The organism is Pontibacillus sp. HN14 (genome assembly GCF_021129245.1).
Taxonomy (GTDB): domain Bacteria; phylum Bacillota; class Bacilli; order Bacillales; family BH030062; genus Pontibacillus.
The window spans coordinates 84226-111182 of sequence record NZ_JAJOLR010000002.1 but is presented as its reverse complement, the minus strand read 5'-3'; the positions used below and the strand labels follow the sequence as shown (position 1 = coordinate 111182).

At 45.4% G+C, this 26957-nt stretch carries 22 protein-coding genes; 5 read left to right on the top strand and 17 right to left on the bottom strand.

Features of this window, described 5'->3' with window-relative positions; genetic code table 11:
* Positions 1-6 precede the first annotated feature (6 nt).
* The 7 genes from LQ226_RS09775 to LQ226_RS09745 all read right to left on the bottom strand — a co-directional run bounded on the left by LQ226_RS09775 (position 7) and on the right by LQ226_RS09745 (position 8290).
* A complete protein-coding gene (locus LQ226_RS09775) occupies positions 7-669 on the bottom strand; it encodes a TetR/AcrR family transcriptional regulator (protein WP_231417712.1) in 663 nt (220 codons plus the stop codon).
* Complete coding sequence (meaB, locus tag LQ226_RS09770) at positions 624-1571, bottom strand: methylmalonyl Co-A mutase-associated GTPase MeaB (protein WP_231417711.1); 948 nt, start codon at positions 1569-1571, stop codon at positions 624-626. The genes LQ226_RS09775 and meaB overlap by 46 nt, the downstream gene beginning before the upstream one ends.
* Before the next feature lie 13 nt (positions 1572-1584).
* Positions 1585-2727: an acyl-CoA dehydrogenase gene (locus LQ226_RS09765; protein ID WP_231417710.1), complete on the bottom strand. Its 1143-nt coding sequence runs from the start codon at positions 2725-2727 to the stop codon at positions 1585-1587.
* A 15-nt stretch (positions 2728-2742) separates the two neighbouring features.
* The gene (locus tag LQ226_RS09760) at positions 2743-3885 is read right to left on the bottom strand and encodes an acyl-CoA dehydrogenase (protein ID WP_231417709.1); all 1143 of its coding nucleotides are present in this window, start codon (positions 3883-3885) and stop codon (positions 2743-2745) included.
* An 11-nt stretch (positions 3886-3896) separates the two neighbouring features.
* Positions 3897-4748: a 3-hydroxybutyryl-CoA dehydrogenase gene (locus LQ226_RS09755; RefSeq protein ID WP_231417708.1), complete on the bottom strand. Its 852-nt coding sequence runs from the start codon at positions 4746-4748 to the stop codon at positions 3897-3899.
* A 20-nt stretch (positions 4749-4768) separates the two neighbouring features.
* Positions 4769-5956 carry an acetyl-CoA C-acetyltransferase gene (locus LQ226_RS09750; RefSeq protein WP_231417707.1) on the bottom strand — a complete coding sequence of 396 codons (1188 nt, stop codon included), beginning with the start codon at positions 5954-5956 and terminating at the stop codon, positions 4769-4771.
* A gap of 207 nt (positions 5957-6163) precedes the next feature.
* The gene (locus LQ226_RS09745) at positions 6164-8290 is read right to left on the bottom strand and encodes a (Fe-S)-binding protein (protein WP_231417706.1); all 2127 of its coding nucleotides are present in this window, start codon (positions 8288-8290) and stop codon (positions 6164-6166) included.
* 219 nt (positions 8291-8509) lie between these two features.
* Between LQ226_RS09745 and cls the strand changes: the two genes are divergently transcribed.
* Complete coding sequence (cls, locus tag LQ226_RS09740) at positions 8510-9700, top strand: cardiolipin synthase (RefSeq protein ID WP_231417705.1); 1191 nt, start codon at positions 8510-8512, stop codon at positions 9698-9700.
* Between the two features lie 14 nt (positions 9701-9714).
* Positions 9715-10668 carry a UV DNA damage repair endonuclease UvsE gene (uvsE, locus tag LQ226_RS09735; RefSeq protein ID WP_231417704.1) on the top strand — a complete coding sequence of 318 codons (954 nt, stop codon included), beginning with the start codon at positions 9715-9717 and terminating at the stop codon, positions 10666-10668.
* A 249-nt stretch (positions 10669-10917) separates the two neighbouring features.
* On the opposite strand, the gene LQ226_RS09730 is transcribed toward uvsE, so the two are convergent.
* The 6 genes from LQ226_RS09730 to speE form a co-directional block, all read right to left on the bottom strand.
* Entirely contained in the window at positions 10918-11097 is a 180-nt protein-coding gene (locus tag LQ226_RS09730) for a XapX domain-containing protein (RefSeq protein WP_231417703.1), read from the bottom strand.
* A 534-nt stretch (positions 11098-11631) separates the two neighbouring features.
* Positions 11632-13302: an arginine--tRNA ligase gene (argS, locus tag LQ226_RS09725; RefSeq protein ID WP_231417702.1), complete on the bottom strand. Its 1671-nt coding sequence runs from the start codon at positions 13300-13302 to the stop codon at positions 11632-11634.
* Positions 13299-13742 (bottom strand): YwiB family protein, encoded by a 444-nt coding sequence (locus LQ226_RS09720; RefSeq protein WP_231417701.1) that lies wholly within the window; start codon positions 13740-13742, stop codon positions 13299-13301. Before LQ226_RS09720 ends, argS begins: the two co-directional genes overlap by 4 nt.
* 981 nt (positions 13743-14723) lie before the next feature.
* The gene (locus tag LQ226_RS09715; protein ID WP_231417700.1) at positions 14724-15746 is read right to left on the bottom strand and encodes an AimR family lysis-lysogeny pheromone receptor; all 1023 of its coding nucleotides are present in this window, start codon (positions 15744-15746) and stop codon (positions 14724-14726) included.
* Between the two features lie 246 nt (positions 15747-15992).
* A complete protein-coding gene (gene speB / locus LQ226_RS09710) occupies positions 15993-16865 on the bottom strand; it encodes an agmatinase (protein ID WP_231417699.1) in 873 nt (290 codons plus the stop codon).
* A 12-nt stretch (positions 16866-16877) separates the two neighbouring features.
* Complete coding sequence (gene speE, locus LQ226_RS09705) at positions 16878-17705, bottom strand: spermidine synthase (RefSeq protein ID WP_231417698.1); 828 nt, start codon at positions 17703-17705, stop codon at positions 16878-16880.
* 277 nt (positions 17706-17982) lie between these two features.
* Between speE and LQ226_RS09700 the strand changes: the two genes are divergently transcribed.
* The gene (locus tag LQ226_RS09700) at positions 17983-20055 is read left to right on the top strand and encodes a transglycosylase domain-containing protein (protein ID WP_255688438.1); all 2073 of its coding nucleotides are present in this window, start codon (positions 17983-17985) and stop codon (positions 20053-20055) included.
* A 141-nt stretch (positions 20056-20196) separates the two neighbouring features.
* On the opposite strand, the gene LQ226_RS09695 is transcribed toward LQ226_RS09700, so the two are convergent.
* The 3 genes from LQ226_RS09695 to LQ226_RS09685 form a co-directional block, all read right to left on the bottom strand.
* On the bottom strand, positions 20197-20724 hold the full coding sequence (locus tag LQ226_RS09695) for a YwhD family protein (protein WP_231417696.1): 528 nt from the start codon (positions 20722-20724) through the stop codon (positions 20197-20199).
* A 220-nt stretch (positions 20725-20944) separates the two neighbouring features.
* A complete protein-coding gene (locus tag LQ226_RS09690) occupies positions 20945-21442 on the bottom strand; it encodes a YwgA family protein (protein WP_231417695.1) in 498 nt (165 codons plus the stop codon).
* 13 nt (positions 21443-21455) lie between these two features.
* Positions 21456-22751 carry an HD domain-containing protein gene (locus tag LQ226_RS09685; RefSeq protein WP_231417694.1) on the bottom strand — a complete coding sequence of 432 codons (1296 nt, stop codon included), beginning with the start codon at positions 22749-22751 and terminating at the stop codon, positions 21456-21458.
* Between the two features lie 742 nt (positions 22752-23493).
* Here LQ226_RS09685 and lipL point away from each other — a divergent pair.
* Positions 23494-24336, top strand: coding sequence for an octanoyl-[GcvH]:protein N-octanoyltransferase (lipL, locus tag LQ226_RS09680; RefSeq protein WP_231417693.1), 843 nt, complete (start codon positions 23494-23496; stop codon positions 24334-24336).
* Between the two features lie 526 nt (positions 24337-24862).
* Here the strand turns inward: lipL and pta are convergent.
* On the bottom strand, positions 24863-25834 hold the full coding sequence (pta, locus tag LQ226_RS09675; RefSeq protein ID WP_231417692.1) for a phosphate acetyltransferase: 972 nt from the start codon (positions 25832-25834) through the stop codon (positions 24863-24865).
* A gap of 231 nt (positions 25835-26065) precedes the next feature.
* Here pta and hemQ point away from each other — a divergent pair, with 231 nt between their 5' ends.
* On the top strand, positions 26066-26809 hold the full coding sequence (gene hemQ / locus LQ226_RS09670; protein WP_231417691.1) for a hydrogen peroxide-dependent heme synthase: 744 nt from the start codon (positions 26066-26068) through the stop codon (positions 26807-26809).
* The last annotated feature ends 148 nt before the right edge of the window (positions 26810-26957 follow it).

Below are 26957 nucleotides of genomic sequence, written 5' to 3'. Positions count from 1 at the left end.
TCCTATTTATATAGGCTCTGAAAGTGATAATCCTTGAAACAAAAAATGCATCTGTCGCTCTGTATACGATTGGAGTGTAAATTCTTTCTGGAGGACCCAGCGTCTGAATCCCCACATCTGTCCCTGAACGAAGATGTTATTGGCTAATAGTTTTCGATCTTTCTCTTCAATGGGGTCTGACAAGCTATTCTCGATGACACATTCAATCATATGGAGCATATCGCGCTCTTTTTGCAACACGTAGTCCTGCGCATCTTTAGGAAGGGACTTCACTTCCTGATACATCACAACGACTTCATCCTGCATGTCATCCATTAGCTGAAAATAAGAGCGAATCGCTCGCTCGAGACTGTCCATCCCCGTTTCATTCATATCAATAACGGCTTCCATACGTTCTTTAACGTGTTCATAGATGAAATCACAGACGAGAAACAACACATCTTCTTTCGTACGAATATACTCGTACAGCGTTCCGATGCTGAATCCAGAGGCTTTCGCCAGTTCGCGCGTAGTTGTTTTGTGAAAGCCTTTTTCTTTAAATAAAGCCACTGCTCCCTTAATCATTTGGTCGCGTCGCTTTTTAATTAATCGTTCATCTTTAATCGACGTCGGCACCTTTTTCGTCACGAACTCCCCATCCTTCCCCGCTGCTTCCATTCTTTCAGCCATTCACCGGCCAGTTCATACGGATCGAGATTCTCTTCCCGGAGCTGTTTCTGCTTCTCCTCGTCCGCTTCGACGAATGTCTGTATATCCTTCCACAATTCTTCTCGGATCAGGTCATAGACCTCTAATTCAAGCTGGTCTTTCCGCTTTTCTATCCCTGCCTCTGTTTCCTTTAAGTATGCCAGGTGCTCTGTCATGGAACGCCAGAGCGTATCGATTCCTTTATTCTCTGTCGAAACGGTCTCAACAATAGGGTTCATCCACTCCCCGTGGGAGATCATCAGCAGCTCCTCAAGCTGTACTTTTAACTTCCTGACTCCAGGGAGGTCTGCCTTGTTTACTACGAAGAGGTCTGCAATTTCCATAATCCCGGCTTTAAACATTTGCAACACGTCTCCGCTGTTCGGAGTGAGTACAACCGCTGTCGTATCCACGACTTTCATAATATCAAGCTCGGACTGGCCGACTCCCACCGTTTCGACTAACACAACATCAAACCCGAAAGCATCACAGACCCGAATCGAGTCTTTCGTAGCTCGTGATAAACCACCAAGACTGCCACGCGTGGCCATGCTACGAATAAAGATGCCAGGATCTGTGAAGTGTTGCTGCATCCGAATCCGGTCACCTAACAATGCGCCCCCGCTAAACGGGCTCGTAGGATCAACAGCAATGACCGCTACTGTTAATCCGAGCTCCCGCAAGTGGGTCAGAAGCCGATTGACGAGCGAGCTTTTCCCAGCACCAGGTGAGCCTGTAATGCCAATATAATGAGCGTTTTTCTTAATAGAAAATACATCACTGAGAAGCTCCAATTTATCAGGATGGTTATTCTCCACTAACGTAATTGCCTTTGCCATTGCCCGGATATCCCCTGCCTGAATGCGTTCAGCTAGCTCGTGCATCGAACCTTCCTTTCTATTCTTTCGTCAGCATACGTCCAATAACAAGACGCTGGATTTCATTTGTACCTTCATAGATTTGCGTAATCTTCGCATCACGCATGTAGCGCTCAACCGGGTAGTCTTTCGTATAGCCATAGCCTCCGAAGACTTGCACCGCTTCGACCGTAATCCGCATCGCCGCGTCCCCTGCAAACAGTTTCGACATAGCAGAAGCTTTCCCGTATGCTTTGCCTTCTGACTCGAGCCAGGCAGCCTGATAGGTTAGGAGTCTCGCTGCTTCGATATCCGTTGCCATATCTGCCAGCTTGAACGAAACGCCCTGGTTCGCTGCAATCGGCTTACCGAATTGTTCGCGCTCTTTCGCATACCCAACTGACGCATCAAGGGCGCCTTGTGCGATACCAAGAGCTTGAGCTGCAATCCCGTTTCTTCCGCCATCGAGTGTGGTCATCGCAATCTTAAAGCCATCTCCTTCAGCCCCAAGCATATTTTTAGCCGGAACTTTACACTCTTCAAAAATCAACTCTGTTGTAGGAGAAGAACGAATACCGAGCTTCTTCTCTTTCTTCCCGAACGTAAATCCAGGAGTTCCTTTTTCAACGATAAAGGCACTAATGCCTTTATGCTTGGCATCGGCATCTGTTTTCGCAAATACGATATAGGTATCTGCCACTCCGCCGTTTGTAATCCACACCTTGCTTCCGTTTAACACGTAGTGATCGCCATCTTTTCTAGCTGATGTTCGCATCGACGCGACATCTGATCCGGCTCCTGGTTCTGATAAGGCATAAGCCCCAAGCTTCTCCCCACGAGCAAGTTCAGCTAAGTATGTTTTCTTCTGTTCTTCGTTTCCGTATTTAAATAGCGGCCAGCTTGCAAGTGAAATGTGAGCCGATAGCGTAACCCCAGTTGAGGCACATACGCGGGATAATTCTTCTACAGCAATCACATAGCTTACATAATCAGAACCGATCCCCCCGTATTCCTCAGGCCATGGAATTCCTGTCAGGCCAAGCTCAGCCATTTTGTCAAAAATCTCACGGTCAAAGCGTTCCTCTTCATCACGTTCTGCTGCTGTTGGTTCTACTTCATTCTTCGCAAAATCCCGTACCATTTTACGAAGCATTTCTTGCTCTTCGGTTAATTGAAAATTCATCCTCGTTCCCCTCCGTTACTTCGCTAATAAATGTTTGCTAATGACCATACGCTGAATTTCATTTGTTCCTTCGTAAATCTCACATACTTTCGCATCCCGGAATAACCGTTCTACATCGTAATCTTCTGTATATCCATATCCTCCGTGGATCTGAACGGCTTCAATGCTTGCGTTCATAGCTGCTTCTGATGCATATCGCTTCGCCATTGACGCTTCTTTTCCACACGCAATACCTGAGGATCTAAGAGAGGCGGCATTATAGGTTAATAGTTTCGAAGCTTCAAGCGCTGTTGCCATGTCCGCTAATTTGAACGAAACGCCTTGTTGCTGTGCGATTGGCTTCCCAAATTGCTCCCGCTCTTTCGCATAGGCTACCGACTGTTCAACCGCTGCTTCTAAAATGCCAAGCGATTGAGCCGCGATTCCAATTCGGCCAATATCAAGGTTCGCCATCGCAATCTTAAAGCCTTCTCCTTCTTCACCAAGGAGCTGACCGGACCGAATGCGACACTGATCGAAATTGAGCTGTACAGTTCCCGACCCGTGCATGCCCATTTTCTTCTCTTTCTTCCCCACTTCAAATCCAGGAGTTTCCCGCTCGACGATGAAAGCCGAAATGCCTTTTGACCCTGCTTCAGGATCTGTCCTGGCAAAAACAATAAAGGTGTTGGCGTTCGTTCCATTCGTGATAAACACTTTGGATCCATTTAACACATAATGATCCCCGTCTTTAATAGCCCTCGTTCGAAGGCCTCCGGCATCAGATCCAGCTCCCGGTTCGGTCAGAGCAAAAGCTCCGACGTATTCCCCTGAAGCAAGCTTCGGGATATAGGTCTTCTTCTGCTCTTCTGTGCCGAAATAAAGGATTGGGTTCGTTCCAACAGATGTATGCACGGATAAGATAACTCCAACAGATCCACTCACACGGGATAACTCATGGATCGCAGTAATGTAAGACGTGAAGTCCATTCCGGCACCGCCATATTGTTCAGGAATGGGAATGCCCATCAAACCAAGCTCTCCCATTTTCTTTATAAGTTCTTCTGGAAAACGGTCTTCTTTCTCCATCCTCTCTACAGCAGGAGCCACTTCACGTTCGGCAAAGTCACGGACCATTTTGCGCATCATTTGTTGTTCTTCTGTAAATTGTAGGTTCATGCTTTAACCTCCTAGCTGTACTGGTAAAACCCCCGACCTGACTTCTTCCCAAGCCATCCTGCTTTCACGTACTGACGAAGGAGTGGACATGGGCGGTACTTGCTGTCTCCGAATCCTTCATGAAGAACCTCCATGATATATAAGCACGTATCAAGACCGATAAAATCAGCGAGCGTAAGCGGCCCCATCGGATGATTCATACCAAGCTTCATCACATCATCCACCGCCTCCGGTGTCGCCACTCCTTCGTAAACGGTGTAAATGGCTTCATTAATCATCGGCATCAAGACCCTGTTCGAGACAAAACCAGGAAAGTCATTAACCTCTACCGGCGTCTTACTTAATTGCTTTGTAATGGTTTCAATGGCTTCGTAGGTCTCATCACTTGTTTGCAAGGCGCGAATAATCTCCACAAGCTTCATTACCGGAACTGGATTCATAAAGTGCATTCCAATAACTTGAGAAGGACGCTCCGTGACAGCGGCAATTTCTGTGATCGGTAATGAGGACGTATTCGACGCCAGAATCGCGTGTGAAGGAGCGTGGGCGTCGAGCGTCTGGAATACTTTCGTCTTCACGTCCATGTTCTCCACCACCGCTTCGATGACAAGATCACAATCGAAGCTGTCTTCAAGCTTTGTTGTCGTCTGGAGTCGCTCAAGTGTCGCCGCCTTTTCTCCCTCTGTCATGCGTTCTTTCTCAACAGCGCGGGAAAGCCTCTTCTCAATTCCGCTTCGCCCCTTTTCAAGCGCGTCTTCTGAAAGATCGTTTAATTTCACCTGAAACCCGGCCTGTGCAAAGACCTGGGCGATGCCAGCTCCCATTTGACCGGCACCTATCACCATCATGGTTTTCACATTCATTTTATTAAAGCCTCCCCGTCTTACTGTTTCGGTACTTCAATCATAATCGCGTCGCCTTGGCCGCCACCGCTACAAATGGCTGCAATACCTGTTCCGCCACCACGACGTTTTAATTCGTACATGAGCGTCAGGATAATTCTTGCTCCACTCGCTCCGATCGGGTGACCTAACGCAACGGCGCCTCCGTTTACATTCACTTTCTCTTCATCAAGGCCCGCAATCTTACCACTTGCAAGGGACACAGCCGCAAAGGCTTCATTGACTTCAAACAGATCGATCTCATCAATCGATTTGCCTGTCTTCTCTAAAATGGCATTGATAACTTTTCCTGGTGTTTCCGGGAAGTCCTGCGCTTCAACGGCAACTTCTGCATGCCCGATAACGGTCGCAAGAGGTGTATAGCCCTTTTCCTTGGCGTACTCATCTGACATGAGTAACATCGCTCCGGCCCCATCGTTTACCCCTGGCGCATTTCCTGCTGTAATGGTGCCATTTGGATCAAATACAGGACGCAATTTCGCTAATGCTTCCACCGATGTATCTTTACGAGGAGCCTCATCCTGATCCACAACGATTGGATCCCCTTTACGCTGAGGGACTTCTACTTTCGTAATTTCTTCTGCCATCTTTCCATCTTCCATCGCTTTAACGGCACGTTGATGAGAACGGTACGCCCACTCATCTTGTGCTTCCCGGCTCACTTCATATTTGTTCGCCGTGTTGTTGCCGTAATTCCCCATATGCACGCCTTCGAAGGAACACGTCAATCCGTCATGAACCATCATATCTTTCACTTTCTGGTCTCCCATACGGAAGCCCCATCGTGCTTTCGGAAGGAAGTAAGGCGCGTTCGACATGCTTTCCATGCCTCCGGCTACAATAACCTGTTCATCTCCTAAGCGAATTAACTGATCGCCAAGTGTTACTGAACGCATGCCAGAAGCACATACTTTGTTAATCGTTTCTGTTTTCACTTCCCAAGGAATGCCAGCGTGGCGGGCCGCTTGACGTGAAGGAATTTGTCCCTGTCCTCCCTGAAGAACCGTCCCCATAATGACTTCCCCAACATCTTCAGGTTTGAAGTTCGCTCGCTCCAACGTCGCCTTAATCGCTGTACCGCCAAGTTCTGATGCTGTTAACGAACTAATTGAACCTCCCAATTTACCAAAAGGTGTGCGTGCTCCCGCTACAATAACTGTCTTTGCCATTCATGATTCCTCCCCTTTTTTGATAACGCTTACAAAACACCCAAAAAACTGTCCATGTCGACCCCTGTTTCGGAACTCGATTGAACGCTCGTTCAACGACTGCTCATAAAGAATCCCATCCCTCTTCAAGAGACCTGGTTTATAAAAGAATGAGGGGGCGCCCAAGACATTTGGACGCCACACCTTGTTGTCACTCTATTTCGACAATTAAGCCGTTTGTTCCTCTTTTTCTGAACCAAAAATCGAGCGAGCTAAGATTTCAGCCACATCTTCTGTCGATACATCTTCTTCGACTTCTTTCGCTTTCGTTCCATCACTTAACATGGTCAGACAGAACGGACAGCCACTGGAGATCGTGGTTGGATCTACTTTTAGCGCTTGTTCTGTACGTGCCACATTGACGCGGTTTCCTGTTTTCTCTTCAGACCACATTAAGCCGCCACCAGCACCACAACACATACCATTTTGGCGATTACGCTGCATTTCAACGACTTCAACACCAGGAATTTGTTTTAAGATATCACGAGGTGGTTCGTACACTTCGTTATATCGGCCCAGGTAACAAGAATCGTGGTACGTAATCTTTTCTTTCACTTCATGCGTTGGCTTTAAGCGGCCATCTTTCACTAGTTCCGCTAACAGCTCTGTATGGTGATACACTTCAGCTTCAAATCCAAAGTCCGGATACTCATTTTTAAATACGTTATAAGCATGCGGATCAATTGTAACAATCTTCTTCACTTCAGCTTTCTCAAATTCTTTAATGTTTTTCTCTGCAAGGTCCTGGAATAGGAATTCGTTTCCAAGACGACGAGCTGTGTCCCCTGAGTTCCGTTCTTTGTTACCAAGGATGGCAAACTTCACGCCAGCTTCGTTTAACAAACGAGCGAAGGACATGGCGATCTTCTGTGAACGATTGTCGTAGGATCCCATTGAACTTACCCAGAAAAGGTATTCAAATTCTTCTCCATCTTTTTGCAGTTCTTTAACAGTTGGAATGCGAACCGCTTCGTCTTCTTTCTTCCAGTTCTCACGCTCTTTCTTAGAAAGACCCCAAGGGTTCCCCTGGCGCTCAATATTCATCATTGCACGCTGAGCATCCTGGTCCATCTTTCCTTCTGTTAGAACAAGATAACGACGAAGGTCGATGATTTTGTCGACATGTTCATTCATGACCGGACACTGATCTTCACAGTTACGGCACGTTGTACATGCCCAGATCTCTTCTTCTGTGATGACGTCACCGATCAAACTTGTTGTTTCCACATTCTCTAAGCTTGCTGCGGTTTCGTTCTGAGAAGCTTTCGCCATTTGAGCCAGTTGATTGCCATTTGTATTCTGAAAAGCATACGTTGGCACCCATGGTGACTTCCCTGTGACCGATGCTCCCTTCTCCGTTAAATGATCACGAAGCTTAATAATTAAGTCCATCGGAGAAAGCATCTTCCCTGTACCCGTTGCCGGACAGGCATTGGTACAGCGTCCGCATTCTACACAGGCATATAAGTCAATCATTTGCAGATAAGAGAAGTCTTCAATCTTCCCTGCCCCGAAGGAAACTTCTTCTTCGTCTTCTCCTTCGATATCAAAGTCGATCTTCTGAAGCTTCCCTGCACGTTTGTCTCTCGCCATAAATACGTTAACAGGTCCTGCTAACAAGTGAGCGTGCTTCGATTGAGGCACGTACACAAGGAATGTAAGTAAAATGAGTAGGTGAACCCACCAGGAAATAAAGAAGATGGCAGCTGCTGCTGTTTCTCCAATCCAGCTAAGTAAAAAGGCGATTCCTGAGGCTACTGGCTCTGACCATGTAAGGTCTTCATTGTGCCAAATAATCTCCATTCCGTTTCCAAGTAACACAGAAACCATTAATGTCCCAATAAAAATCAGGACGAGTCCTGCTTTCAGACCCCGCTTTAGGCGGACTAATTTCTCAACGTAACGACGGTAAAAGGCCCATACAACGGCTGTAATAATCGTTAACGTCACAAGCTCCTGGAAAAACGTAAATCCAGGATAGATCGGTCCAAGCGGCAGATGACTTTCTTTCCCAAGACCTTTAATAATAAAATCAATTGCCCCAAATTGGACTAAAATAAATCCATAAAACATCATGACGTGAATGGCGCCTGATTTTTTGTCTTTCAACAATTTCTTCTGACCAAACACATAGACCATAATATCCCGCAGACGTTCTTTCAACTGCAGATCAAAATCCATTTTCTTACCAAGCTGAATGTAAGCAATGCGCGTTCTAACAACTCGTACAAACAAATACAAACCGTAAGCGGTTACAATTAAGAACATAATCCAATTCAACAACAGTAAATCCATTCACTGCGCCCCCTTTGTTTATATGCGTGCCTTCCTTTTCTCCAGACCCCATTAGAGAATTATACGAAACCACAAAAATATTCTGACATCTATATCCTTATATTACAGAATGAATGAACATTCAGTCAACATCTTTCCCTCTTATTTATGTTCATTTTTATATAATTCAGGGAAAGCTAAAACTATGCTTAATTATTTGAAAGGAGCTTATCTCCGTTTATGGTCTTTATATATGTACTAGCAGCGATCCTACTGTTAATCGGATTACTCTTATTAGATTATGCATTAGGAAAGAAACACCACTTAAAAAATGTTCGTTTTCTTAATTTCGAAAGCACGACAGGTGAATATCAAATTTACACAGCTGGTGATCCGTTGTTTCAGGATCTATTTCAGGATTTACGACATGCAAAAAAGACAATTGATATGATGTTCTTTATTGTTAAAACCGATGACATAAGCGAGGAACTACTCGAGATCTTGAAGCAAAAAGCTGAAGAAGGGCTTCAAGTGCGTTTGTTACTTGACCGTGTTGGAAGCTTCCGGATTAATTCAAAAATAATTAAAGACCTAAGGGAGTCGGGCGTTCAGTTTGCTTTTAGCGAAACACCCAAATTTCCTTTCTTCTTCTATCGTTTACAACGACGGAACCATCGTAAAATTACGGTCATCGATGGAGACATTGGCTACATAGGCGGCTTTAATGTGGGTAGAGAATATTTAGGGAAGGATGCGGAGCTTGGAAACTGGAGAGATTACCATCTACGTTTACTAGGTGACATCGTTCAGCATCTTCAATGCACTTTCTTTGATGACTGGTATTTAGCGACGGGACACCATGACGAGGAACCCTTCCCAACGGAAACAGAGGGCGAAAAATGGATTGAGATCACTGCGACTGATGGCGTTCAGCTTGAAGACGTGTTTGAAAGCCTCATATGTCAGGCGAAAGATGAAATCTTTATCGGCACCCCTTATTTCATACCGAGTGAACGGTTGTTTAAATGCCTCACTGACGCGTTAGATCGCGGAGTCAATGTGAAGGTCATCGTTCCGATGAAAGCCGATCATCCCCTTGTCAAAGAAGCAGGACTGCCCTATATGATGCGATTGATTGAAGCTGGTGGTGAGGTGTATATGTTTGATCGAGGATTCTACCACGCTAAGGTTGTCATTATTGATCAGCAGCTCTGTGATATCGGAACAGCCAATTTCGACCGGCGAAGCCTGTTCTTAAATAAAGAAGTCAACACGATTATTCATAATTCCCGTTTCGTGATGGACTTGCGTCTTGCCTATTTAAAAGACGTACAAGACAGCCAGCCACTTAAAGAGCATATCTTCCAACTGAATACCATTCGTACAAAAATTAAAATTGGCATTGCCCGCTTGTTCCGGCCGCTGCTTTAGAAAGGATGACACGGATGCGCATACGGTTTGGGTTCGTTTCCCATACTTTATCGTTATGGGAAGCTGTCCCTGCAAAGACGCTAACGTTTAAACGCTATTCGGCTATGACCGAAGAAGAACGAACGAATAAACTATTAGAAGTGACTGCTAAAAATTTATACCACACGAAACGAGCGCTTTGGTTTAATCGGGCTGCTGAGATCCCCCTTTACCGATTCTCATCTTCGATCGTCCCCCTCGCTACGCACCCGGAGGTAGCTTGGGATTTCATTACGCCTTTTAAGAAGGACTGGGAAGAGATTGGCGATATTGTAAGAGCCAGTGGGCAGCGGATTAGCTTCCACCCGAACCAATTTACTGTCTTCACAAGCGACAAGCCCCATATTACAGAAAACGCCGTAACGGACATGACTTACCACTACCGGATGCTTGAAGCGATGGGTCTTGAAAATGAAGGGTTTATCAATATCCACATTGGTGGTGCTTACGGAGATAAATCATCAGCACTAGACCGATTCCATCAAAATATTTACGAAATGCCTGATGAAGTACGTAGCCGAATGACGATTGAAAATGATGATAAAACGTATACCACAGCTGAAACCTTAGCAGCCGCAGAGCAAGCAGGGCTCCCGGTGATGTTTGACTACCATCATGAAATGGCAAACCCAGGCGAAGAAGACTACGCCTCCCTCCTCCCCCGTTTGTTCAAAACATGGGAGGGAACGGGCTATCCCCCTAAAGTTCATTTATCTTCTCCTAAATCAACAGAAAAGTACCGGGCCCATTCCGACTTTGTCGATCCGGAATTTGCCGTTCCGTTTTTGAAGGCTTGTAAAAAGGAGACGGATGTTCTAGATGTGATGATTGAGGCGAAGGAAAAAGATCGTGCTCTTCTTCAAATTGTGGAGGACTTAAGCGCGATTCGCGGGGTGAAGCGTGTGCGTGGCGGCGAGATTGAGTTTTGACTATTTGGAGCGAAGATGAGATAGCAAGGGGGAGAGGTCCGTTTCCAGAAAAGTGCTTGGGCTTACTGGGGGCCAACTCGCTTTCCTGCGGGGAGCTGGGAAGCCTCCTCGTTCGCTTCCGCTCTCTGTGGGGTCTCCCCTAGGCTCCTTACCCCGCGGGAGTCTCGCAGGCCCCCAGTAAGCCCGAGCGATAAATGTGTGAACGGACCCGCACAGTCGCTATCCCCTCCATCAAAGAAACATCTCCTATTATTTGAACAAATTTTCGATGAGGGGACTGAGTTGTTCGTAGGCTTTGAAGCCGAGGTAAATGCCGACGATGCCCATGACTCCGGCTAGTGCTGGTGGGGCTGGGATGGGGAGTTTGAAAAGGGCAAATACAAAACCAACGAAAAATCCTGTTACGATGGAAAGAAGGATAATTTTCATAACTACGTCTCCTTTGTCTTGTAGGTTGGTTTTAGTATATTCCTTTTTCTATAGGGTTACCATTCTATTTTAAACGTAGGCTCTGTTATAGTTTAGTGTTGTTATTTTATAGGCTTGTTCAATACCCAAAGCTGAGACATTTAAGTGTAGATAGGACCGTCTTTATTGACTAGTGCTTGGGGTGGCTGGGGCGTCGCGTAGATTCAACTCTATTTTCTAATATGGTATGTTTCCGTTCTTCTAAATATGGAAAAAGGTGGTTCGGGAAATTGCGAGACTCCTGCGGCACAAGGAGCCTAGGGGAGACCCCACAGAGAGCGCAAGCGAACGAGGAGGCTCCCCAGCTCGCCGCGGAAAGCGAGTGATTTCCCGAACCACCTTACGCTCAGACTAGCGCTAACGGAAACATTCTCACTTTCCGGTGCTCCTTATTAGGGACTTTTATGTAACGTGTAAAAAATCAACAATCAACTTTAACAGAGCCTAAACGTAAAAAGAGGGACCTCCTTTTGGGAGGTCCCTCTTTCTCATGAATTACATTCTTGCTGGTGCGGATACGCCGATTAGTTTTAGGGCGTTTTCGATTGTTTGGCGTGTTGCTTCCATTAGGGCCATACGTGCTTGTGTACGCTCCACTTGCTCTGTGTCTAACACTTTCTCAGCGTTGTAGAAGCTGTGTAAGTCAGAGGCTAAGTCAAATACGTACTGCGTCACGCGGTGAGGCATACGCTTTTCAGCAGCGTCTGCTACTAGTTGCGGGAAGTCACCAAGGCGTTTGAGTAATGCTTCTTCTTTTTCTGAAGAAAGATGAGTGCCGTCGATTTCCTCTGTAAACTCGAAGCCTTTCTCTTTTGCAGAGCGAAGCATGCTGCAAATACGCGCGTGTGCGTATTGAACATAATACACCGGGTTATCGTTTGATTCAGACTTCGCTAAGTCCATATCAAAGTCAAGGTGAGAGTCACTTGAACGCATGCTGAAGAAGTAACGCATTGCGTCAATTCCTACTTCGTCCATCAGTTCACGTAGCGTGACAGCTTTACCGGTACGTTTACTCATCTTCACTTTTTCACCGTTTTGGAACAAGTTCACCATTTGGATGATTTCCACTTCTAGTGTGCTCTCGTCATTTCCAAGCGCTTGGATCGCTGCTTTCATACGAGGAATGTACCCATGGTGGTCGGCTCCCCAGATGTTAATAAGCGTTTCGTAGCCACGCTCTAACTTGTTTTGGTGATAAGCGATGTCTGGAGTCAGGTACGTGTAACTTCCATCATTCTTAATAAGAACACGGTCTTTATCGTCACCAAAGTCCGTTGTACGGAACCATGTTGCACCGTCTTGTTCGTAGACATAGCCTTTTTCTTTTAATGTTTCAACGGCTTGCTGAACTTTTCCAGAATCATAGAGAGATGTTTCAGAGAACCACTCATCGAACGGAACGCGGTACATCGCTAGGTCATCTTCAATTTTCTTCAGTTCATATTTCAGTCCGTATTCACGGAAGAATTTCAGACGCTCTTCTTCTGATTTGTGCTTCCACTCGTCGCCATATTCTTGAACAAGGCTGTTTCCAAGTTCGATGATATCTTTCCCGTTGTACCCATCTTCAGGCATCGGGAAGTCTTCACCTAACGCTTGCATGTAGCGAGCTTCCATGGACGTTGCCAAGTTGTTGATCTGGTTACCGGCATCGTTAATGTAATATTCACGAGTTACATTGTAGCCAGCTTTGTCTAAAACGTTGCACAGCGCGTCCCCAACAGAGGCACCACGTGCGTGACCAAGGTGAAGATCGCCTGTTGGGTTGGCTGATACGAACTCTACCTGAATCTTATGGCCATTTCCGACCTGACTTGAACCATAGCTCTCGCCAGCCTTAAGAATCGTTGGCACAAGGCCTGTCAGGTACTGGTTATCCATAAAGAAGTTAATGAAGCCAGGACCTGCAATTTCCATTTGTTTAATGGATGCTTTTGATTGGTCAAAGTTCGCTACTATATCTTCTGCAATCTGGCGTGGCGCTTTACGTGCTACACGAGCAAGTTGCATCGCCATATTCGTTGCGTAATCGCCGTGGCTCTTGTCCTTTGGCGTTTCTAAAACGACAGTAGGTAATTCACTTTCACTTGCTAATTCAGCTTTTAGTACGGCCTGTATAATTTCATCTTTTAACTTTTGTTCCGTTTGTTCAACAATATTCATGATTGGCCCTCCTCTTTGAATCGTAAGGATAAACGATGACGTTGTTTCTGTTGTCCGTTCACTTCTAAGTCGTAATTTATTTTCAGCATGCCCTTCAAGACGTCATTAGATTCTTGAAAGGATATCGTTTTTGTAGTGGTTTGCAAATGAAACTTTCCGTACTGATGGTGATACACACTTTCCGTACTTTGTTTCTCTCGGAATACCTGATTCATTCGTACAGGACCCGTCCGACGAATGATGACTTTGTCCGGATGAATGGTTACAAGGTTGTCCACTTTCGTCTCATCCTCTGTTTTCTCTGTGAAACGAATAATATGGGCATTCCCTTTCTGAACATAATCCCCGGGCTCGTCTACAACGATGTTTTGTTTCTGATCTTCGTCTTTAATCTCAGTCTCTAGTCGAACACGTATAGGAGTACGATCCTCCGCCATCATGCGTCACCTCTTCCTTCTCACCAGTCGTCAATCACGATCTTTTCTTAACTTAACCATTATAAGAATTCCAGAAGAAAAACTCAATAGATGATTACTAGAAAAGTGCAGGGGGCTTGCTTAGAGGCGTACGGATAAGACAGCTTTTTGGAAAAGGCGTTAGCCTTTGGAAAAAAGATGACTTATCTCGCTAGCCTCTAGCCCCCGGAACTGGATCAGGAAAAGTGCAGGCGGGGTGGTCAGGGGCGTACGGATAAGCAAGATGCCGGAAGTGGCGTTAGCCACTGCAGTTAGATTGCTTATCTCGCTAGCCCCTCCCCGCCGGAACTGGATCAGGAAAAGGGCAGGCGGGGTGGTTAGGGGCGTACGGATAAGCAAAATAACGGAAGTGGCGTTAGCCACTGCAGTTAGATTGCTTATCTCGCTAGCCCCTCCCCGCCGGAACTGGATCAGGAAAAGGGCAGGCGGGGTGGTTAGGGGCGTACGGATAAGCAAAATAACGGAAGTGGCGTTAGCCACTGCAGTTAGATTGCTTATCTCGCTAGCCCCTCCCCGCCGGAACTGGATCAGGAAAAGTGGAGACGGGGTCAGGTAAAGAGGAAGTTCGACTAAGTTCGCCACGTCCTGTGGCAACGTCGAACGACCCGACGTCGTGTGGGCGGAACTGGATCCAGAAAAGTGCAGGCGACTTACTTCAATAGAGAAGGAGCGGGGCGTCCCGACGCTTCTGGAACGCATTCAGACTCTTTTGGGTACCAAACCTCCTCATCCCGACACGTTTCCTTGTTGTTCTGACGTATTTTGGCTTTGTTCCGCCACATTTCACTTTTGTAGTGACACTTTCCCCAACCATCAGGACACCTTCACCACTCGTCCTGATACTTTGTCAGCAGTTCCGACACTCTCGCCCATTCTCCCAACAAAAAAAGACCCGCTAACAACCGAGTCTTCCATAAAAATTTCCTATTTCATTCTCTATTTTTTTTACAGCTTCTTCAGTTCACTCAATGGGATCTTCGCGAACATGTAATGCCCCTGCCTGATAAAGGCTTGGTGGGATTTTGTGAGAAGCTCTTTATCTTTCAACGCTTTTCCTAAGTAATAATCTTGGAAAGGGCTTCGGTCTTGAATAGGTGAGAGGATATCAATGGCGGTCTGGACATCTCCTCTGGCAACTGCTAAATGAGCCTGTTCCGATTTATCGCTTGTCGTAATCCCTTCGTAAACCCCATTCACTGCTGAAAGAAACGGAATATTATGGTTTTTGACACTCTCTACATACCTATAGTCCCCTGCTTCTTCTGCTATTCGCATCGCTTCGTTCGCGTGATACATCGCATGTTGATAGCTTTCTAGAACGTAACTAATGGCAAGGTAGTTGTGAACAAAGGATTTCTTGTCAGGGTTAAAGGTTTTATTTAATACTTTAAAGGCATATTTGCGCCCTAACAGAAGTTCATTCTTGGATAGATGATAAACGAAAAAGACTTCATCCAATCGCTCCTCGTAACAGAGCAGGAGGAATGAATCACGTATGTGTAACATTTCCTCTGTAATAGCTTCCACATCATTGCCCATCTTGCCATACTGATTCAGGTCTACATGGGCATATAATTTTAAGAACAGCATGATCACATTTATTTCTTTGTTCAGTGGTTTAATGCGGCTTAATTCCAGCAAAATTTCATTCGGATCATTATAATGGGTCTTCCGTTCTAACACGATTCGATAGACACGTCCCCACTGTTGGTTGATTGGATTCGAACTAGCTTCGTTAATCTTGATCAGTTTCTCACATGCTTCCCGAAACCCTATTATGTATAGAAATTCCAGCCCTTTACGCTGGTTATCTTCATTTCTCGATTCAAGACAAAAGTGTTTCATACACTCTAGTACTTGGGATCGCTCATACTGACGTGACAAAACTTTATATACAGCAAAAATCGGCGCCTCTTCCGGCTGCTGAAAAGGGCTAATAATGGCTTCAACATTTACGCTCTCATCCATCTCTCCACTTCCTTTATCGCCGAATCCACAAGCTACACTTTACTTTCGTACCTTTACACAAAAACCATTTTTTCACAGATCAGCAAGACTATCAAGAAAAAAGACTAATAAATTATAAGCTTGCTTTACTGATGTGAAGCACCACAGCGTGTCTGACACCCTTTAATACAGCAGAGCGACGCAGGGTGTCTGGCACGCTTTATCCTACTAAAGGAAAAGCCCCTACTTATGGGTAGGGGCGTTGGTTTATTTGGTCCAGCCTAGCAGGATTTCACGGATCATTTTGCTGGCTGTGATTTGGGTTTGTTCGGATGGGTCATAGGCGGGTGCTACTTCTACAAGGTCAGCACCGATGATGTTAAGATCTGAATCGGCAATCATACGGATGGATTCAAGCAACTCTTTAGAAGAGATGCCCCCTGCTTCTGCTGTTCCTGTTCCAGGTGCGTAAGCTGGGTCAAGGACATCGATATCGATCGTCACATAGACGTTACGTCCTGATAGCGTCGGCAATACTTTCTTCAAAGGCTCTGCGACCTCAAACTTAGACATGTGCATGCCGCTTTCTTTCGCATATTGAAACTCTTCGCGCATACCAGAACGAATGCCAAAGGAATATACATTCTCAGGTCCGATCAACTCACAAATCTTTCTTACTGGAGTAGAGTGAGACAATGCTTCGCCTTCGTATTCTTCTCTAAGATCTGCGTGGGCATCGATGTGAATGAAGGCCATATCGCTGTACTTCTCATGGAAGGCTTGGATAATCGGCCAAGTGACCAGATGCTCCCCACCCATTCCTAGAGGGAATTTCCCCTGATCTAGAATGGTGGTCACGTAATCCTGAATCATATCAATGCTTCGCTGCGGATTTCCAAATGGCAAAGGAATATCTCCTGCATCAAAGTAAGCGACTTCTTCAAGGTGTTTATCGGCATAAGGACTATACTCTTCAAGTCCAAGTGACGCTTCCCGAATTCGGTTCGGGCCAAAGCGTGAGCCTGGTCGGAAACTAACCGTCCAGTCCATCGGCATACCAAAGAGAATAACGTCTGACTCTTCGGCTGTCGGGCGACTCATAATAAATACTTTACCAGAATAGGCTTCGTCAAAGCGCATGATCTCTCCCCCTTACTTCGTTAAGTCTTGTACGAACTTCGGAAGCACGAACGCTGCCTTATGAAGCTCTTTCGTATAGTATTTCGTATCGATTTCGTGGAAGCGCGCTTCACTCACTTCTAACGGATCATATGATTTACTTCCGATTGTGAACGTCCAGAGGCCGCTTGGGTACGTCGGGATGTTAGCTGTATATAAACGAGTGATCGGGAAGATTTCACGAACATCGCTCATCACCTGCTGAATTAAATCTGCTTTGAACCAAGGGTTGTCTGTTTGGGCAACGAAAATCCCGTCTTCTTTTAATGCATTGGAAATACCGGAGTAGAATCCTTTCGTGAACAAGTTCACTGCCGGACCTACTGGTTCTGTTGAATCCACCATGATGACGTCATAAGCGCCTTCGCTCTTTGCGATGTGCATGAAACCATCATCAACCTTCACTTCCACACGAGGATCATCAAGGGTACCCGCGATAGACGGAAGGTATTGCTTAGAGTATTCAATAACCTTCCCATCAATTTCTACAAGGGTAGCTTTCTCAACACTCGGGTGCTTAAGGACCTCGCGAATGACGCCGCCGTCGCCCCCTCCCACAACAAGAACGTCCTTAGGGTTAGGGTGAGTAAATAACGGAACGTGCGCAACCATTTCGTGATAGACAAATTCATCACGTTCTGTCGTCATAACCATATCATCAAGGGTTAACATGTTCCCCCACTCTTCTGTTTCAAGCATAGCTAGTTCTTGGAATTCAGTCTTCTCTGTATGATGTGTTTTATTAATCTTCGTCGTAATGCCGAAGTTTTCTGTTTGCTTCTCTGTATACCAAATGCTCATTTATTCTTACTCCTTTCGTAAACCGTTATGATAAAAGGCATTTAAGCCGTTTCATAGAAAGTCCTTAACATTATACCATTCGATAACCCTCTCGGTTGTACCTGCTTTCTACTTTCTTTCACGGAAGAAAATCTTTCAAACAATCAAATTATAGAGAAGCTAGCGAAAAAATCAAGTCTTTTTCCCGTTCTCAGTGCCTGAATGTTTAAAACCCTCTCCCCTTACCTATACTGATTTGTAAAAACAGGTTCGTCTATCTATGAGGGGAGATCGTTCCATGAAACTACGAATACCTCAGATTTTTTATAAAAATAAACCCATAAAGTGGCTCAGTCTATCCGCCGCTTCTCTTATAACCCTTTTCATTACCAGTTTGATAGGGGTGTTTTTATATTGTTACGTGGCTGGTCCACCACCCCTAAAGAATGAACAAAACACGATCTTTTATGCACAGGATGAGAGTGTAATTGGTGTGGAGCACGGGGGTGAAAATCGCTACTGGATCGAGCTCGATGAAATGAATCCAGCCTTTATTCAAGCTACTCTTCTAACAGAAGATAAACGTTTCTACGATCATTTCGGTTTTGACGTAAAACGAATTGCAGCGGCCGTGATCCAGGATATTAAAGCGATGGCGAAAGTCCAGGGAGCGAGTACCATTACACAGCAATATGCTCGGAACCTGTACTTATCCCACGAGAAGACATGGACGCGTAAAATTAAAGAGGCGCTCTATGCTGCAAGACTCGAGATGTTTTACGATAAGGATGAGATTTTAGAAGGCTATTTAAATACGATTTACTATGGTCATGGTGCGTACGGAATCGAGGCAGCGAGTCGGTTTTATTTCGACAAACATGCTTCAGAGATTACGCTTTCTGAAGCAGCCCTTCTCACGTCCATTCCGAAGGGACCTTCTTATTACTCTCCGTATACCCATCTTGAGAACGCAAAAGCACGTCAAAACCTGATCTTGCAACATATGAAAGAGAAGCAAGTGATCTCAGAACAGGAGTATGCGAGTGCTAAGAATGCTTCAATCCGTCTCGCTCCTCGATCTGAGAAAGTGGTTGCCCAAGTGGCTCCGTATTTCCAAGACCGCGTGATGCAAGAGGCCTCTTCTATACTTGATCTTGATGCGGAGTCGATTCGTTCTGGGGGCTACCACATCTACACCAGTCTCAAAGTTTCGATGCAAGAAGAGCTCGAGAAGTCCGTGAGAGAGAAAATTGATGAGCGATCTGATATTCAAATTGGGGCTGTCAGTATGAATCCGGAAACGGGTGGGATTCTGGCGATGGTTGGGGGGCGATCTTATTCTGAGAGTCCTTATAACCGTGCTGTGCAAGCGAAGCGGATGCCAGGGTCAACGTTTAAGCCGTTCCTTTACTACGCAGCCCTTGAAAATGGCTATACACCTGCTACGACGCTTCTCAGTAAACCGACCTATTTTGAATTAGAAGATGGAACGGTCTACGAACCGAGTAACTACAATGGTTATTATGCTTATGAGCCGATTACACTCGCTCAAGCTATTGCTTTATCAGACAATGTTTACGCTGTGAAAACGAATGTGTTCCTTGGAGAAGAAACACTTGTCGAGACCGCACACCGCATGGGGATCTCAAGCGATCTTCCGGCCGTCCCTTCCCTTGCCCTTGGAACCGCTTCTGTGTCTGTACAAGAGATGGTGGGCGCCTACAGTTTGTTTGCAAACGGCGGGGTTGCAGTGAAGCCTCATACGATTGAGAAAATCACTGACGCATATGGGCACGTCGTTTATGAACGCAAGCAAGGAGATAAGAAACAAGTCATCGATCATGATAAGGCGTTTGTATTGGCGCATTTAATGACTGGAATGTTCGATGAATCTCTGAATGACTATATGAAGGTGACAGGGTCATCCATTGCCGATCAGCTATCACGCACCTATGCGGGTAAGTCAGGAACCACGAAGACGGACAGTTGGATGATCGGTTTCAGTCCTCAGGTAGCAACTGGGATTTGGACAGGCTATGACGATAATGAACCGATCGAGAAAGTGGAGGATCACCAGTATGCAAAAGACATCTGGGCGTCCTACATGGAGGCCGTTCATCAGGAACATCCTTACAAAACCTTTGCCCCATCTGATGGTGTAGTGGGCGTCTATATTGATCCGGACAGCGGGCAACTGGCTACTCCTTACTGCCCACATCAGCGCCTTGCCTACTTCGAAGAAGGCTCTGAGCCAACGACTTATTGTGAACACCACTTCCCAGGTGATGCACCTGAGGGGAGTTTACCGAAGCCACCGAATTCTGATCAAGAGAAAGAAAAGAAGAGCTGGCTCTATGATTTATTCTTTTAATATAGAAAAAGGTCGGCTGTGTGAGCCGACCTTTTTCTGTGTCCTAGTAAACATGTGTAATACCCATGTGATTCATATTTTACAAATTTATCTCAAAATACTCAAGATTTTCAAACATTATTCAAATTCTAGTCACAATTTCTACTGCTGATCCGGAAGGGCTGCCTTCAATTCATCTGAGGAATTTGCCCACATTTGTTCGTTATGAGAACGCAAGAAGTCTCCAAGAAGTTTCTTCGATGGTTCATCCATATTCTCTACGATGATTTTACTTTTCAGAGATTTATCCATATTATTCACGTGCTCCGGAAGTGATTTATAACCACGTCTCGTTTCATGGTCAATGACCATTTCACAACCTGTTACGCCTGCATAATAAGGACCGTCCTCGTTATGAGCAACCGTCACCCACACAATCCAAAACGTTTTGCCATTTGGAGCAATTTCACGGTCTGGCTTAAATTTAATTCTTTTCTCAAGCTTACTGCGTGCGTGCATCGCACCCATATCAATGTAAGCTTCTCCTTCGGTTGGGTCAATCATAACAGGGGACATGTTCTCTAAACTGATTGAACCTACACCATATCCACCATGACCATCCGTCGAGTCATCTTTTAAAATCGTGAACTGATTCTTCTTTTTATTTGTAGACTGATCATTTGAACTCATCGCGTGATCCTCCTTCTTCCTACACGAAATCATTTATTCCCTTATTCTAACACATCCACCCACTCCCACTAAAGCAATGCAGGGTGCCAGACACGCATCAGTGCTCTAAAGCGCTGAATGGTGCCAGACACGCGTTACTGCCCTAAAGCACTAAACGGTGTCTGACACCCTTTAGTGCTTCAACGCATAAAAAAAGACCCTTGCGATGGCAAGGGTTTGATTAGTTTAGAAGTCGGTTGATGAAGCTCCAGGCTTGCTCGAGTTCTTCGTCTGTATAATTCATCTTTTTCTTTACAGCTCTTACTTTTTCTTCGCATTCTTCGCGGGATAACTGGTCAAAGTAAAGCATGGTTGAAACGAGCTCTAGGAAACGGGAGCTTTCCTCATTCATATTGTGAATGTGCTCGGTCATATCCTCTAGAGGCATGTCCTTATAGTGAGTTAGAAACTCTTCTCCGCCCTCTGTTAAACTATAGCGATACTGGTGGTAGTTGCTCTTCTTCTCATGCGTTTCTGAAAGAAAACCAAGGTTACACAACTCCTCCACGCGTAGCGTAAGTTCCTCAGAGTAAGGCCCGTAGAAGTGAAACTCATAGCGCTCTTCAAACGGGTACCCTGCTTTCTTTAAAATATAAATCATTTTCTGTAGTCGTTTACGGCCGACAACTTCTTCACATTGTGAAAAAAACCGAACCAGCTTGGCGTGATTATTTAACACAACGGCTCATCTCCTATCCGTACAAGATTTCCAAAATACGTTTCTTCGTTTTACTCCGGTTGGATAACCCTTCAATAAAATCTTTAGGGAAATATAGCTTGTGATCTGTACGTTTCTTTCCTGAAATGGATTCTACGATGTCTGACTGTCTTGACAACTCTTTTAATTCTCCGTTTGGTCTGAGTAAATGGATCGGTAAACGTTCTCCTTCTTCCCCAGGACGGTAAAAGTCATAAGGAAGGTCCGACGAGGAGTCTACTACGAGATAGTAGTCAGGATCAATCCCTGCTTTCTGGAAAAGCTTATGCAATTCCATCCACTCACTCATTTGCTGATTTGGGTTAAATTCAACGTATTTGAATAAGTGACGATCCACAAAGCGCGCACACAGATCGCTTAAGATCGGATCTTTCTCATCTTTCCAAATTTGGAAGTAATACATAACAACATTTTCATCTAGCTTTAAATACTCCTGAAGGTCCACATCCCCTGCAAAAAAGGACGTAAAGTGATACGGTTCCAGGTAGAACGAGTACTCGTTTTCATACAATTCTTTCGCTCTATGTAAAATCTTCGTGAGGATAACCTCGGCACTTCTTGTTACAGGGTGGAAATACACTTGCCAATACATCTGATAACGGCTCATTATATAATCTTCGACAGCATGCATCCCACTTTCCTTCACAACGACCTGATCTTCCATCGGTCGCATCACTCGAAGAATACGCTCCATATCAAAATGACCATAACTTACCCCGGTAAAATAAGCATCACGCTGCAAGTAGTCCATCCGATCAGCATCAATTTGGCTTGAAATCAGACTAACGACAAGCTTATTTTCATACGTCTTATTAATGACATCTGCCACTTTATGGGGAAAATTGTCATCCACTCTTCTCAATATAGCGTTTACCCCTGTGTTTCCAAGGATAATCTTCCTTGTAAAATCTTCGTGATCCAACTTAAAGACTTTCTCAAAGCTATGGGAAAACGGGCCATGACCGAGATCGTGAAGAAGAGCTGCGACCAAGCATAATAAGCGCTCATCCTCATCCCAATTTGGGCGGTTCTCGAAATTGGTAATGATACGGCGAACAATTTCATAAACCCCTAGTGAATGATTAAAGCGACTATGCTCTGCCCCGTGGAAGGTTGTATAAGACGTTCCGAGCTGCTTAACTCGACGTAGGCGCTGGAATTCAGGAGTTCCTATCAGATCCCAAATGACGCGGTCTCGAACGTGTACATACCGATGAACAGGGTCTTTAAATACTTTTTCTTCGTGTAATTTTTCGTCTTTATACGCCATAACTTTCTGCCCTTCCTATTCCCGACAATATTTGTTCTATTATATACGAAAATTTCCAATTCATAAACCATTCTGGCGTTCTTTTATCCTTTCCCCATTTTAGAGGTTGATCCCCTAAGGAACAACCCCGTAATTTGTCGAATTAGTGAAGCTGGGGATGTCCGTTGCGATAAAAGGTGCTTGGGCTGGCTGGAGGACCACTCGCTTTCCTGCGGGGAGCTGGGAAGCCTCCTCATTCGCTTCGCTCACTCCGGGGTCTCCCCTAGTTTAAAAGTGCAGGCGTGGTGCCCAAGGTCGTACGGATAAGGTAGCTTTTTGGAAAAGGCGATGAGCCTTTGTAAAAAAGATGACTTATCACGCTAGACCTTCCACGCCAGAGCTAGATAGGCTCCTTTTCCCGCGGGAGTCTCGCAGTCCTCCAGCCACCCCCTGCGATATTTAGGCGAACGAACCTACGTATTTGCTGATCGACTCAGATCTTTCCCTCGTATAACTTGTTTCCGTTCATTCTAATACTGAAGAGGTTGGGCGGGAAACCGCGAGACTCCTGCGGGAAGAAGAGATCGACGAGACCCCGGAATGAGCGTAGGCGAATGAGGAGGCTCGACAACTCGCCCGCGGAAAGGGAGTGGTTTCCCGCCCCACCTCACTCTCAACTATAGCTAACGGAAACAGGATGATGCATCTGGGAGGATTTTTGGTATAATAGTTCTGTTAGTTTAGCACGTAAAGGAGACCAATCATGCAAGAGATTCATGAACTACTACAAACCAACTCCTATCGATTTATAGATCAAAGTGAGCTCGGTCCGACTTTCTCTGCGCTTCAGTCGTTCGCAACGGATGATGCGTTAGCGATGAGTGTGGGTCAGGGGCGATCTCCGGTTACGGCTCGGTTGTGGGTCCATCACCAAACGGTTGTGTTAGGCATTCCTGACGCTCGCCTTCCTTCTATTGATGAAGGGTTGAGCTTCTTAAGTGAAAAAGGGTATCAAGCAATTGTGCGAAACTCTGGTGGGTTAGCGGTGGCGCTCGATGCTGGGGTTTTGAACCTTTCCTTTATCTTTCCTGATGCGAAACAGGTTGATATCCATGACGGGTATGAAGCGATGGTTTCATTTATTCAGAGGTTATTTGAAGAAGAGGGATATCCGATTGAGGCTTTTGAAATTAAAGGCTCATATTGCCCAGGTACGTATGATTTAAGTATCAATGGTAAGAAATTTGCAGGTATCTCTCAGCGTCGTGTGAAAAATGGTAGTGCTGTGCAAATTTATTTATGTGTAGAAGGAAGCGGTTCGGAGCGAGCGGAACTGATCCGTCAGTTTTATGAAATTGGCATAAATGATCAAGAGACCACCTTCTCCTACCCTACCATTGAGCCCGATACGATGGCTTCTCTTTCTGAACTGTTTGGGAAGGAGATTACGGTGCAGGATGTACGAAACCGTATTCTTTACCTTCTTTATAACCTGAGTGGTCATGTGGACACAACGCCGTTAGATGATACTGAAATGGGCTGGTTTGATAAGCGTTTCGATCAAATGGTTGCCCGCAACGAGAAAGCACTGCGTTCCCTTAAATAAGGCCCCGCAGTGCTTTCTTATTATCCACATTAGTTCCTAATGCGGAGTGGTGTCTTGGGGTGTTTACGTTGCCAGGGGGAGTGAAAGGTGGTCCGAGAAATCACTCGCTTTCCGCGGCGAGCTGGGAAGCCTCCTCATTCGCTTCGCTCACTCCGGGGTCTCCCCTAGGCTCCTACTGCCGCAGGAGTCTCGCAATTTCTCGGACCACCTTGTCATATTGGGAGTAACGTAAACACCCAGCCAAACGTGTATCAGAAAAACTTAGCGTTCACCTCTTTTTCCAACACACAACCCTGGGGCAAATTCAGCCAAGGGTGGCTAGGGAACGAGGAGGCTTTTAAGGGAGAGAGGAAGTTCGACTAAGACCGTCACGTCCTGTGACAACGTCGAACGACCCCACGTCGTGCAGGGCCGCGGAAAGGGAGTAGTTTCTCGACCCACCTTACTCTCCCCAGAGGTAACGGAAACAGATCCGCATAAAAAAGAGGAAGCCACGGACGGCTTCCTCTTTTTGGTGCGTGATTGCTTATAGAGATTGGGCTGCTGTGATTAGGGATAGTTTGTATACGTCGTCTGCGCTACAGCCGCGGGATAGGTCGTTTACGGGTTGGTTAAGACCTTGAAGAACCGGGCCTACGGCGTCGAATCCGCCCATGCGTTGGGCGATTTTGTAGCCAATGTTTCCTGCTTCTAAGCTTGGGAATACGAATACGTTCGCGTCTCCACTAAGTTCAGAACCTGGTGCTTTCTTTTCAGCAACAGATGGAACAAATGCTGCGTCGAATTGGAACTCACCGTCTAGTGTAAGCTCAGGATTTTGTTCCTTCGCAAGCTTAACTGCTTCTGTGACTTTTTCCGTTTCAGGAGACTGTGCAGAGCCTTTTGTAGAGAAGCTTAGCATCGCAACGCGTGGGTCGATGTCGAATAGCTTCGCTGTGTCTGCGCTTGCTAGAGCAATTTCTGCTAGGTCCTGGCTGTCAGGAGAGATATTAATAGCACAATCAGCAAATGCGTATTTCTCTTCGTCTTTCACCATGATGAAGATACCAGATGTTTTCTTGATGCCTGGTTTTGTTTTGATGATTTGAAGAGCTGGGCGTACAGTATCTGCTGTAGAGTGAGCTGCGCCACTTACAAGGCCGTCTGCTTCTCCCATGTAAACAAGCATTGTACCGAAGTAGTTCTCGTCTTTAAGGATCTCACGGGCTTTTTCTTCTGTCGCTTTTCCTTTACGACGTTCAACAAAGCTCGCTACCATTGCGTCAAATTCACTGTAGTTATTCGGATCTAAAATGTCAGCATTGCCAAGATCCAAGTTCAAATCTGATGCTTTCTGTTTCAATTCGTCAGGTTTACCGACTAGTACAGGTGTAATTGTACCTTCTTGAGCTAGCTTAGAAGCTGCTTCTAAAATACGCTCATCAGAACCCTCCGGAAGCACGATGCGCTTCGTTGTGTTTGATAATTTATCTCGTAAAGAGTCGAACAAGTTACTCATTATGTTATCCCTCCATGTTCATATCTGTACTATATGATAAATCTTTTTGTGTGTAATTGAAAGGAAAGAGGAAATCTTATCAAAATTTCTTTATTTTCAGACGAATACTCCTCGCATCTTTCCTCTCACACAGCTGCTCTTCTCAGCGTTTCCATATTGTAAAGAAGTTATGTTATAGTAAAAAACGGAAGAAAAAATTCATTACTCATTGATATAAAGGAGAGAGTGTCCATGCCAGAAGCAGTTGAAACCTTAGACGGTTGGTATTGTTTACATGACCTTCGTTCTATTGATTGGACTTCTTGGAAGCACGCCTCAAGCGACGAGCGAGAGTCTGCGATCGAAGAATTCCACCAACTTCTAGAAAAGTGGAACCAAACAGAACAGAATAAAGAAGGAAGCCACGCTCTTTATACAGTTGTTGGCCAAAAAGCCGATTTCATCTTAATGATTCTTCGCCCAACAATGGAAGAATTAAATGCCATTGAAACAGAATTTAATAAAACCAAATTAGCTGAATACACGAAACCTTCCTATTCTTATGTTTCTGTAGTGGAGCTATCAACGTATATGGCAAGAGGAAAGGATCCAGAAACAGATCCTGAACTTCAAGCTCGCTTGAAGCCAATCCTTCCAAAATGGGAATACATTTGCTTCTATCCGATGGACAAGCGTCGTGAAGGCAATGACAACTGGTACATGCTTCCGATGGAAGACCGCGGAAAACTGATGTATTCACACGGTATGATTGGAAGAAAGTATGCCGGTAAAGTTCGCCAAATCATCACAGGTTCAGTAGGCTTTGACGATTGGGAATGGGGCGTTACCTTATTCGCTCATGATGTTCTTCAATTTAAGAAGCTTGTGTACGAAATGCGCTTTGACGAAGTAAGCGCTCGTTACGGTGAGTTCGGTTCCTTCTATGTAGGAAACCTTCTGAAACAAGACCAGATCGCTTCATTTCTTTCTATATAATCAAGCCAATAAAGCCACCCTCCAGGTACTCGCACCTGGAGGGTGGCTTTTGTTATGACCTGATTTCAACCACACCTAAAAAGGCCTTTAGTTCTGCGCACCAGCAACTTCTAAAGCCTCCCATCATGAATCTCCCCTCCCCCGTCCC

Coding starts and splice junctions, on each gene's coding strand:
- LQ226_RS09700 (WP_255688438.1), top strand. CDS start 17,983: ATGAAACTACGAATACCTCAGATTTTTTATAAAAATAAACCCATAAAG.
- LQ226_RS09720 (WP_231417701.1), bottom strand. CDS start 13,742: ATGATGGCGGAGGATCGTACTCCTATACGTGTTCGACTAGAGACTGAG.
- uvsE (WP_231417704.1), top strand. CDS start 9,715: ATGCGCATACGGTTTGGGTTCGTTTCCCATACTTTATCGTTATGGGAA.
- hemQ (WP_231417691.1), top strand. CDS start 26,066: ATGCCAGAAGCAGTTGAAACCTTAGACGGTTGGTATTGTTTACATGAC.
- LQ226_RS09695 (WP_231417696.1), bottom strand. CDS start 20,724: ATGAGTTCAAATGATCAGTCTACAAATAAAAAGAAGAATCAGTTCACG.
- LQ226_RS09715 (WP_231417700.1), bottom strand. CDS start 15,746: ATGGATGAGAGCGTAAATGTTGAAGCCATTATTAGCCCTTTTCAGCAG.
- LQ226_RS09765 (WP_231417710.1), bottom strand. CDS start 2,727: ATGAATTTTCAATTAACCGAAGAGCAAGAAATGCTTCGTAAAATGGTA.
- lipL (WP_231417693.1), top strand. CDS start 23,494: ATGCAAGAGATTCATGAACTACTACAAACCAACTCCTATCGATTTATA.
- speE (WP_231417698.1), bottom strand. CDS start 17,705: ATGAGCATTTGGTATACAGAGAAGCAAACAGAAAACTTCGGCATTACG.
- meaB (WP_231417711.1), bottom strand. CDS start 1,571: ATGCACGAGCTAGCTGAACGCATTCAGGCAGGGGATATCCGGGCAATG.
- pta (WP_231417692.1), bottom strand. CDS start 25,834: ATGAGTAACTTGTTCGACTCTTTACGAGATAAATTATCAAACACAACG.
- LQ226_RS09755 (WP_231417708.1), bottom strand. CDS start 4,748: ATGAATGTGAAAACCATGATGGTGATAGGTGCCGGTCAAATGGGAGCT.
- LQ226_RS09730 (WP_231417703.1), bottom strand. CDS start 11,097: ATGAAAATTATCCTTCTTTCCATCGTAACAGGATTTTTCGTTGGTTTT.
- LQ226_RS09745 (WP_231417706.1), bottom strand. CDS start 8,290: ATGGATTTACTGTTGTTGAATTGGATTATGTTCTTAATTGTAACCGCT.
- LQ226_RS09775 (WP_231417712.1), bottom strand. CDS start 669: ATGGCTGAAAGAATGGAAGCAGCGGGGAAGGATGGGGAGTTCGTGACG.
- cls (WP_231417705.1), top strand. CDS start 8,510: ATGGTCTTTATATATGTACTAGCAGCGATCCTACTGTTAATCGGATTA.
- argS (WP_231417702.1), bottom strand. CDS start 13,302: ATGAATATTGTTGAACAAACGGAACAAAAGTTAAAAGATGAAATTATA.
- speB (WP_231417699.1), bottom strand. CDS start 16,865: ATGCGCTTTGACGAAGCCTATTCTGGTAAAGTATTTATTATGAGTCGC.
- LQ226_RS09685 (WP_231417694.1), bottom strand. CDS start 22,751: ATGGCGTATAAAGACGAAAAATTACACGAAGAAAAAGTATTTAAAGAC.
- LQ226_RS09750 (WP_231417707.1), bottom strand. CDS start 5,956: ATGGCAAAGACAGTTATTGTAGCGGGAGCACGCACACCTTTTGGTAAA.
- LQ226_RS09760 (WP_231417709.1), bottom strand. CDS start 3,885: ATGAACCTACAATTTACAGAAGAACAACAAATGATGCGCAAAATGGTC.